The organism is Paraburkholderia sp. LEh10, assembly GCF_017814945.1.
Classification (GTDB): domain Bacteria; phylum Pseudomonadota; class Gammaproteobacteria; order Burkholderiales; family Burkholderiaceae; genus Paraburkholderia.
In genome coordinates, this window is record NZ_JAGIPX010000006.1 from 220,503 (window position 1) to 230,834 (window position 10,332).

Here is a 10,332-nt window from a genome sequence, read left to right on the forward strand (position 1 = left end):
CCGATCATCTCAGCGACGAATAGTTTTGCAACTGGCAGCAATTCTTTGAGTCGCGCAGGCTAAGCTGGAACCGGAGTACCGACGCGCCGCATGCTAGTGGCGGGCGCAGAAACTGGTGCTCTGATAAAGCGATTCCGTTTTGTCATCGCATCAAGCGCTGCTCGGTTTGAAAGGCACGGTGAACTGAAATTCGGCGCCGTGGGGAAAGATCCCGCTTACCCATATTTGCCCACCGTGTGCTTCCACAATCGACCGACAGATGGACAGTCCCATGCCCATCCCGGCAGCCTTCGTGGTGTAGAAGGCATCGAAGAGTCTCTCGACGTTTTGGGGAGCCACGCCTGGCCCCGAATCGCGCACGGCGATAAGCGCGTTACCCGACACGTCTGTGCTGGTGCTGACGGTCAGTTCCCGCGGCCCCTCGTCGACCGTGCTCGTCGCTTCGATGGCGTTGACGATCAGGTTCAGCACCACCTGTTGGAGCTGGACGCGATCCCCCTCAACGAGTGGCAGGGCCTCCGCAAGCTGAATCCGCACGGAAACACAGTGCTTGTCGGCCTCACCGCGCGTTAGCGCGATGACCTCACCAATCGCCTCATTGATATCCAGACCCTCCTTACATGGCGGAACGTTTTTGACGAGGCCACGAATTCGGTTGGTGATGTCGCCGGCGCGCTTCGCGCCCCGGAGAATCCGGTCAAACGCCTGCCGGGCTTCGTCCAGATTCGGCGGCTCAACGCTCAGCCAGCTCAGCCCCGCTTTCGCATTGGCTGAGTTCGAGGTAATCGGTTGCTGGATTTCATGGCTGATCGAGGCCGCGAGGTGTCCCATGGTCGTGACGCGGTTCGCGTGCGCCAGCGCCATCTGCACCTCGCGATACCGCTGCTCGCTCTCGCGTGCTTCGGCTTCGGCCCGCTTGCGCTCAGTCAGATCGAGCACGAACGCGACGCCCTGACTCTTCCTTTCTTCCAGGATCGCGGCGCCGATCAATACCGGGACGCGGCTGCCGTCCTTTCTGAAGTATTCCTTCTCGAATGGCTGCAATGTCCCCGTCGCCAGGAGCTCAGGCACCCACTCCCGCCTGTCGCGCTCGAGCCATTCGGGCGGCGTCAGATCCGTCCATCGCAGACGCCCCGATATCAGATCGTCGCCGTCATACCCCACGATACGCAGAAACGCGTCGTTAGCCTCAGAAATCCGACCGTCGAGATCGTAGATAAAAATGCCGACGATATTCGCGTCGACGAGACGCCGGATCTTCGCTTCGCGTTCAGCCAGATCGCCGTACAGTCGGGAATTCTCCAGCGTGATCGCGGCCTGCGAGGCCACGAGTTTCAGCACCGCGATCCGGGCCGGCACGAACACGCATGGCGTCAGGTTGTTTTCCAGATAGAGCACCCCGATGAGTTCGCCCTGGTTGATCAACGGCAGGCTGAGCACCGAGCGGACGCGGTGCTGCATGATGTAAGGATCCGCGCAAAACGGAGCCTGATTCATCGCGTCATCGAGAATGACGGTTTCTCTAGTGCGCATGACATAGTGCAGCACGGCTTCCGGCAACATCGCCGTTGTCACGGGCGCGTCGCGCATTTGCACGGCGACTGTCTCGCCGTCGATCGAGGCCTGCGCCTTGATGCGTGGCTCGCCGCTGCGTGCAAGCACCAGTAGACCGCGCTCGGCGCCCGCCTGCTCGATCGCCGTGCGCATGAGAGTGTCCAGCAGCTTGTCCAGCATCATCTCGCCCGAGACCGCTTGCGAGACCTTGATCACCGTCGCCAGATCCAGTTGCTCCACGGATGTCCCGATCGTGCTCGCCGGACCGCCAGCCGCCTTTTCCTCCCTGAGATGCGGATACGAGCTATCAAGTTGCCGGACCTTGCCGATGGCTCCCCAACGCGCATAGCCATAGCGGGCAGCACGCAAACAGGTATCCGCGATCCTGTCGAGACCGCGTGCCGCGTAAAAACGTGCGGCAAGCTCGTGCGCCAGTGCTTCATTGTGGACAAAGCCGTTTGCGTGCGCGAGGCGGATCGCCTGCTCATAGTGTCGCATGGCGTCAACGTCGCGGCCTTCTACGCGCGCGATCTCCGCTGACACTAGAGCGTGCTTGTCTTGAAACGTCACCGAGCACGTTTGCGCCCAGTCTCGCAACTGCTCTACATGCGCGGCGAGGAGCTCGCGCCACACGCTCTGCTGGTCCGGCGAACCTGTCTCGTAGACGGCCGCCACCGCAAGCGTGCTGTATAAGTAGTAGTCAAGCAACTGAATGTGCGCGTCGGAGGACCAGAGCAATTCCTTCGCCTTCCCAGCCGCTGCGTTGGCAATCTCATAGTCGCCGGACATGAAGCGCGCTTGAAGTTTGAGTATCCAGTACCAGCAGACCATCGTGCTCATGCGGTCTTCGCCCAGCCCTGCCTCGAAGACCGCTTCGTCGAACTCTGCGTCGCTGAAGGTGGAGAAGGTCGTCGTTTCTCCTTGCATGTTGCGAATAAATCGCTGCTGGCTCACGAGAATGTCGACAACGTCGCGGAATTTGCCCTTGCGGACGAAATCGAGGCCTCGCTCCGTGTCGGCCCATACCTCAATGAGCGGATCTCCGCGCATGAGCCGGTCCGTAACCAGGTGATTGCAGCTGTAGCAGGCCCGTGCAAGATCGCCCGTTTCGGCACCGGCGCGAAACGCTTCACGGATGTAGTCGAGGGCAGTAGCAATTGGCTCTGTCCAGACCACGATCATTTCCATGGTGAAGTAGGTCTTCGCCCTGTAAGCGATAAAACCATGCTTCTCGACGAGATCACAGGCAAGCTTTCCGAAACGATATCCTTCGGGATAGCGCCGGAAGTGCGGACCCAGCATCGTTCCGAACCAGGCATAGCTATGAGTTGCTGCACCGCTCGCGCCATGCTGCAGGCTGAGGCTCACCATGCGGCAGATGTGAAGGAGGGCGAGATTGGTATCGGTGTAAACGGCCGGCGCAGTAAGGACCGAGAGCACGCTCATTGCAGCCATGATCTCGGGGTCGGTCATGAGAGGCGCCTCAATCAGGTCCTCGATCGGCCGTCCGTTGAGGATCTTCCAGACTTCCTCGTATTGCGCTTGCACCTCTTCACTGGTGGGATGGGCCGGCATATCGATGCCGAACAGTCGCAGGCATTCAAGGGCGCAGCTGACAGCCTGTGCGTTTTCCGACTTCACGACATGGAGATCGATTTTGAGCCGATAGACAGACGCACTGTCTATTTTCGACTCGCTTCTGTCAAGAAGCCCAGAGATCAGCTTTTCGGCTTCCTCGAACTTGCCATTGAGGAATTCGCAGTCGGCGCGCTCGAACCATATATTGAAGGACAGCTCATAACGACTGTCCCATCGACCCTCGCCGAGCAGGGACATGGCCTGGGACAGGTATTTGCAGGCGGAAGCATAGGCTGTCGAAGCCTTGGCTCGTTTGCCGGCTATCAGGTTCAGCTCCGCCAGCCCGTCGCGTTCCTCGACAGACGTCATCAATTCGACGCCACGATTGAGCTGATTGACGATCTCGAAGATCGCTTCTTCCCGCTTTTCCGAAGGAATATTCGCCGCAAGCAACCGGCCGATCTGGAGATGCGTCCCGGCGCGCGAGCCAGTCGGAATGAGGGAGTACGCGCCTTCCTGCACGCGGTCGTGGAGGAACCGGTAGGACTCCTCCGAGCGGAAAACGAGCCCGGCTCGAACCGCTTCCCAAAGCCGGTCGTGCATCTGCTCGTCGCCAGCCTGGTAGACCATGCGAAGCATGGTGAATGCAGCACTGTTCCCGAGGCACGCGAGTCGTTGTAATGCCGTTTGCGTCTCGACGGGTAGGCGGCTCAACTTCGCTACCATCAGGTCCACCACATTGTCGGTGTAACCTTTGGCGTGAATCCGGCTCAGGTCCCACGACCAACTCGCGTGGGCATGATCGAAGGTGAGCAACCCCTCTTCGGCGAGCGAGGAAAGGAACTGAATGGCAAAGAACGGATTGCCTCCGGTTTTCTCGTGCAGCAATCGCGCTAGCGAAGTGGCATGGCCCGGCTCGCAGCGAAGAGAATCCCGGATTAGCTGTTCCAGGTCTTCGCGCGTCAGGGGAGCAAGGACGATCTCCTGCACTTTCCCTCCGGCCTGGCGGATCGCTTCCAGCTTGCGCATCAGCGGATGCGTGGGATCGACCTCGTTGTCACGGTAGGCGCCGATCAGCATCAGATGCTGCATGTCCGTCCGGCCCAGCAGGTGTTCGAGCAGATCAAGCGTTGCCGCGTCGAGCCACTGCAAATCGTCGAGGAAGAGAGCAAGAGGGTGTTCCGGCCGGGCGAATACGGCGATAACCCGCCGAAAGACGAGCTGGAAGCGGCGTTGCGCGTCCTGTGGCGAAAGATCGGCGACGGGCGGCTGCTCTCCGATGATGAGCTTCAACTCGGGGACGAGGTCCACGATGAGCTTTCCGTTCAGGCCCACCGCGTCGAGAAGTGCGCCGCGCCATTTAGCCAGTTCCGCTTCGCTCTTGCTCAGAAGCGGGCGGATCAGGCTCTGAAAAGCTTGCGCCAAAGTGGAATAAGGGATGTCGCGCTTGTACTGGTCAAATTTGCCCGATGCAAGAAGACCGCGCGGCGGCACAAGTGGTTTGTGGAGTTCGTTGACGACGGAAGATTTGCCGATTCCCGAGTATCCGGATACGAGCACCAGCTCCGGCCTGCTTCCGGCGACGACCCGGTCGAAGGAGGCGAGCAGGGTAGCGACATCTTTCTCGCGCCCGTACAACTTCTCGGGGATCACGAGCTGGTCTGAGGTATCCCGTTCGCCGAGTGGAAATTCATCGATGCCGTGCCGGGCCTCCCATGCAGCAAGACAGCGCCGCAGGTCGCTCTCGACGCCTGCCGCCGTCTGATAGCGTTCCTCGGCGGTTTTCTCGAGGAGCTTCATGACGATCCGGGAAACCTGAACCGGGACAGTTGCGAACCGTTCGCTCGGTGCCAACGGCTTTCGTGCGATATGGCAGTGGACCCACTCCATGGGATCGGAGGCCGTAAAGGGAAGATCGCCGGTGAGCATCTGGTAAAGCGTGACGCCCAATGAGTAGAGGTCGCTCCGGGAGTCGATCGAGCGGTTCATCCGGCCGGTTTGCTCGGGCGCCATGTAGGCCAGGCTGCCCGCGATGGTTTCTGGCGGCTCGGGCGCCTGCCGCTCGCGGGCCAGTCGCGATGCGATACCGAAACCGGTGAACCTGACCTCCCCCGTTGTGCCGTTCACGAGGATGTTCGCCGGTTTGACGTCCTTGTGGATGAGGCCGCGCTGGTGGATGCCGGTCAGAGCCGTAGCGATTCCGATTGCGAAGCGCAGGAAAATTTCCAACGCCATCGGCGCGCCAGACATCCCGTCGAGCGGCTCGCCGCCCGGATCCTCGAGCACCAGTGTGGTCTGACCATATGCGCGCCCGAGTTCGATCGGTCGCGCTGCCCAAGCGCCGTCCAGCTCATCCTTCAATCGGTATTCGTGAGCGAGACTATCGACGGTTGCAGGCAACGGCTGCTCGGTGACAGGCGAAACCAGCAGCACTGGGCTCCGCTGCCCGGCGGCATCCAGACCCCAACCTCGCCGGAGGACGCGCTCGCCGTCCTGGTGCAGCGTTTGGCAGCTGAGATCCCCATCGGCGTCGAGCCGAATCGACATGTTCATTTGCCGGTCTCCGCCATCTGGGCTTTGTCGATGTCAGGCAGAGAAGGCTGCTCGAGCATTCTCCACCCGCCGCCCGAGTTGGATTGTGAGTTTGACACTAAGGTACTCGCCGTGCGTCTTCACGGTGAGCTGCTTGATTCCCTCCGACCCATCAATCTTTAGCGTGATTTCAATTGCGCGAAGTCCCTCGGCAACGTCACGGCTCGGCATGCCGCACGCGATCCGATGCTGACAAGCTTTGCGTTGGCGTCGGATCGACCCGTACGAAAGTAAAATAACCCGGCCTATATCCGTTCCACCAGTTAAACCAAATTAACTTTGGTAAAAGTGATCCGAGTTCGCCTGATAGCACTTGCTTGCCTGGGACGAGTGAGGGTCTCGATGCTAAAGCGTTTAAGGTCCGCAGACAGGCCACTCGCGCGAAGTTAACTACCAATTCGTTCCGGTCGACGGTTTGTCGGGAAACACGACCGGCCGTGCTGCTTGACGCTGTCCAGCACCGCGAGCGTGGGGTGCGTTACCCGTAGAGATCGTCTCGATCTCAAAGGGGGTGAAGGATGAAGGCAAAGTCTCTGTTCAGGGAGAGACAAGTATGCCGTGAGCGCGGCCAAGAACTTCCGACAGCGATAATTGACGAAGGGGCCGATCGACCGAAAGGCATCTGAAATCCGCCATTGCTCCCCTCTGACGACTCGACCGGCGGCGACGTCCAGCCGTCGGCTTCCCACGAAGACGGCCATTGGCTAACGACTTCAACACTTGGACGGCCAGCCGGGGCACTTGGACGAGTGCTGGTACACGCTGTTGTAGACCTCACTCACGGCGGCAGCGCCTGCGTTCATCTGATTCTGGTAGTTCAGCATCGGGCGTGGCCCCTGTACTCGCGATCCGTACAGAGCCAGGCGCCACAGTTGACGCCGTGCATGATGTCACTGTGGTCGCGTGACTCACACCAGTGGTGTTTAGCGTGACTGGTTCGAAAGATATGCGCTTGGCCATCTCCGGCCAGTAGCAGCCTTTCGACAATCTCCCGGAGATCGTCGACAATTCCCGTGCACGCCGTTAGTGCGAAGTCTGACGAATCGCTAGTTTGAAGCAAGCTTCGATTACTCCACTCGCCTCGCGCCCGCGCCTATGAATCCTGTACGTCTTGTTGTCACGCTCGCATTGTTCTGCACAGCTGTGACTGGAAGCACAGCGGAGCCTTCGCCTTCGATCACGCTCGAAGGAACTCTGTTGGTCGGCGATTATTTCGGACCGCCCGGCTATGGCGAAAATCCCAGCGAAGACCATAGCGAGCACTCGCTGTTTTTGCAGCTACCGGCACCACCAGTGACGCAACTCGCTGACTCCAGGTCATTGGATTCGTTCGGCCCGGAAGCTCAGCGGACATACTTCGCTCAGGTTGTTATTGACGGCCCTGACCGATCTGAGGTGGAGAAGGCAATTGGACACAAAGTAGAGGTCGCAGGCGTTCCATTTGCGCCGCTGACGGGCCATCACCGAACTCCGCTGCTAATCCATGTGAAAACACTCAAGCCGATTGATGCGTGGCGCTGGTAGACCGCCCGCTCGCGAGAGCACACGATTCCACGTGAAAGACTGCTTTCAGCCTATTTCAGCGCGGTCAAAGGCGGACGATCAATGGATTGCGCTGCCAGCACCGAATTGGATTTGCAATCAAGCAGCATCGGGCGGCTAGGCGCAGAGACTAAAGGCCGGTTCGGCGGTCACCCGTGGCAACCGCAATCGGCAGTAACACGCCACCAACCATCAGTTCGATAAAGCCTATGGCTGGAGCGACGGCGCCGCCGCCAACGCTAAACAACCAGAAGTCGGTGGCGACGAAAAACAACAAGGCGGCTAGGCATATCCACGTAGTCCGAAGCCCTGAAATTCTGACGCATACGTACAAGAGCGCGCCGGGCATGAAGATCATGAACAGGAACATCAGGAACGCGTCTGGGTGGACAAAGAATCTGTGATGCTTATTTGGCGAGAACTGGAGCCACAACGCGTAAAGGACAGGTAGGCAGGCTAATATTCCTGCGAGTTTGGTCGGCGTTGGAGAGTTTTGGGAACGTGGATGGAATGGTCCCTGTGGAAAGCGGCTGGGCATTGCAAAAGTGCCTCCGACGATATTTTCAGTCGTCTTCGAAATTGCTTGTTTTGCCCGTTTTGTTCAGCACATGTGTCGCCAACGGATTGGCGTTTGCATGCATGATCTCACGCTCCGTCGCGACTGAATGTCTGCTTTCGATCATAGTGGGTGACCGCTTAGGGTCGACATAAGGCATCCACTGACGGGTTGCTAGCGTCATGGTCACGCGATCGCTTGGCGGAGAGCGGCCATTCGTCCGCCGACACGGTCGTGCGTGATTTGCGCGGCTTACGGTGACGTGGCGCTACCGCCAATCATTGAGCGACGGCAGGCGGAGGTGCCGTAGTGACATGCGTACCGTGCCCGAACCTCGTCGGTGATCTCGCATCAATGACAAGCCCATAGTCTATAAACAGCTTCTCGCCGGCGTTGATCGCACTGAGCGCATGAATGAACACGCGATCGCCCATTTCGATAGCCTCACAGTTGGGTTCGCACGCGTGATTCAGAAATCGGGCGCTGTTGCCGTCCCGGCTGCCGTCGATGACCCGTCCGCCCGAAAGGCCGAAAGCAAACATGTGCCCGGCATCCAATCGCTGACGAGCGGCCGTGCGTCGCCAGCTCGTGACCTCGCCCTTGTATTCAATGAGAAGCTCGCCCGCGGGGGACTGGCTGAAGGGCCAACAGCCCCGTGCCGTGTACGGGCGAACGTCGCGCCGAGATGCGTCGCGTTCGGCGAATGGTGACGTTTCCTTCCGTGGTCGCCCGGGCAGATGGTCCCGGTGCAGCCAAATCATACATTGCTTCCGGCCGCTCTCAGCAACGCAACGCGCAACTAACTGTCAGATGCCCCAGCAACCTCAGACTCGCTTCGCCACAACCCCGGCTTGCAGAAAAAGACCCGCAGCCGGTGTCGGGTGCATCCTCCCGCCCGTCGCCGAAATTGCCCGATCTGCGCTAAGGTGTGCGCTCCGGCCCGTTCTACGTCCAACTCCGAAAGGAAATGATATGAACAAGCAGGAGCTTAGCGACGCAGTCGCCGCCAGTACCGGTGATAGCAAGGTCAGCACGGGCGAGGCCATTGACGCAATTCTCGAGGCGGTCACATCCGCCGTCACGCGTGGCGGACACTGCAGTTGATCGCTTCGAATCAATTTCGACGGGCGCCCGTTCAGAACGCACGGGACGCAATCCCTCGACGGCCGAAACCAAATGCGCCCGCGAACCTGGCGTTGCAGCGGCCAGGTTGTGCCTGCACTACGGCCTTATGCTGAAAGTGCGCCGAGCGTCATGGGTCGCATCGCCGCCGGGCATCGCTTGGCAAGTGGACGCGCGCCGGTGAGATGCCCTGGGACAGGGCGTTGATCGCGTGGTCTGCAGCAGGATGGCTACGGAAGTGAACCGACAGGAGAGTTCAAGGGGCGATGCGGGGAGGTTGGCTTTTGACCGTCTGCAGTGCTATCGGGCGCGGTCCGGGCCCGCGCCGGCGGGTGGAGCGTTGAGCTCGCGGAATCCGACGAACGACCTACACTGCTAATACGGCACCACTGCCGTATCGGAGGTTGCCATGACCCGAAAGTTCTCTGATATTTTCAGACGGCGTCCAGTGACGGGCGCCCCGGATGACACGGCCCACGGGGAATCCCAGGTTCAACGGGATGAGCAAACGCGGTCTGCACAGGCGCAGGCGAAAAAGCTATGGGACACGATCGGTCGTCGTCGCCACAGGGATGCGCGGGGCCGTTAACATAAGCTGCCCAAGGGGCGATTGCGGCCGTCATGACGGCACTGGCAAAGCCGCATCGGATCGTGTTCGCCCCCGATCGATTCACAGGCGAGTATGCGACGAGCGGAAACATTGTCGATCGCGCTGAATCAGCGCTCAATGCCCGCCGGTCTCGATGAGAGCGCGGGTTTTTCTGTGGCGGGCTGGTGCCGTGGCGAATCACGCCGTTAGGACCTGCATCAATGAGGCAGCCGCCTCGCGGACGCGCGAAATCATCTGGCGTCAGTTCAAGACGCGTGACAGGATGGGCCAGCAGCGTGCGTTCGGCGATGGCGCAGATGCGCCGGTAGCCATCGTTGAACGTTTTCAGCATCCGGGCATCGCTGGCCCGGGGCTCGAGCCAGAACCAGGCTTCGAGCGCAGCGATCGTCCGACGCATTCGACAGGGCGACCCTGGTGCACAAGGATGAACGCCACGCCGCCGCGATTCGCGGTCGCCTGCGGTTCAGATTCGATTGTTTCGATGGCTGGAGAGACCGGGTATTTTAGATACGTCATCCGGATTCCTGCATACGCGCTGTGATTTGCGGGCTGCGCCGAAGGCTTCCCGACCGGATGTCGATTGCGGTTCATCCGACCGTCCATCGGTCACCAGTCGATGCGGTGTTTCTCGTCGGTTTCCTGATGCCGGCGATCCTCGTCGACGTGCAGGTAGATCAAATGTGCTGCAGCACATTTCATCTATTACCGGCCGAAAGTTTTTATGTGCAGTGTCGAATCCAGCCCCCGATAGCAAAGGTCTCCGGTCGTAGAAACTCTA

At 59.9% G+C, this 10,332-nt stretch carries 5 protein-coding genes and 2 pseudogenes; 3 read left to right on the forward strand and 4 right to left on the reverse strand.

Annotated features, from left to right (window positions below):
• Nucleotides 1–150 precede the first annotated feature (150 nt).
• Nucleotides 151–5,685, reverse strand: coding sequence for a trifunctional serine/threonine-protein kinase/ATP-binding protein/sensor histidine kinase (locus J8I87_RS07595; protein WP_245253758.1), 5,535 nt, complete (start codon nucleotides 5,683–5,685; stop codon nucleotides 151–153).
• A gap of 1,236 nt (nucleotides 5,686–6,921) precedes the next feature.
• Here J8I87_RS07595 and J8I87_RS07600 point away from each other — a divergent pair.
• Nucleotides 6,922–7,248, forward strand: coding sequence for a DUF4431 domain-containing protein (locus J8I87_RS07600; protein ID WP_209930817.1), 327 nt, complete (start codon nucleotides 6,922–6,924; stop codon nucleotides 7,246–7,248).
• Nucleotides 7,249–7,396: 148 nt separating this feature from the next.
• On the opposite strand, the gene J8I87_RS07605 is transcribed toward J8I87_RS07600, so the two are convergent.
• Entirely contained in the window at nucleotides 7,397–7,636 is a 240-nt protein-coding gene (locus tag J8I87_RS07605; protein ID WP_209930818.1) for a hypothetical protein, read from the reverse strand.
• 438 nt (nucleotides 7,637–8,074) lie between these two features.
• Nucleotides 8,075–8,587: pseudogene (locus J8I87_RS07610) on the reverse strand (SET domain-containing protein).
• 207 nt (nucleotides 8,588–8,794) lie between these two features.
• Between J8I87_RS07610 and J8I87_RS46270 the strand changes: the two are divergent.
• Complete coding sequence (locus tag J8I87_RS46270) at nucleotides 8,795–8,926, forward strand: HU family DNA-binding protein (protein WP_209930819.1); 132 nt, start codon at nucleotides 8,795–8,797, stop codon at nucleotides 8,924–8,926.
• 845 nt (nucleotides 8,927–9,771) lie between these two features.
• On the opposite strand, the pseudogene J8I87_RS44525 reads toward J8I87_RS46270, so the two are convergent.
• Nucleotides 9,772–10,037, reverse strand: a pseudogene (locus J8I87_RS44525) (DUF1488 family protein); the annotation flags it as partial.
• A 90-nt stretch (nucleotides 10,038–10,127) separates the two neighbouring features.
• Between J8I87_RS44525 and J8I87_RS07625 the strand changes: the two are divergent.
• Nucleotides 10,128–10,332, forward strand: a 205-nt coding sequence (locus J8I87_RS07625) for a hypothetical protein (protein ID WP_209930821.1), incomplete at its 3' end; no start/stop codon positions are given.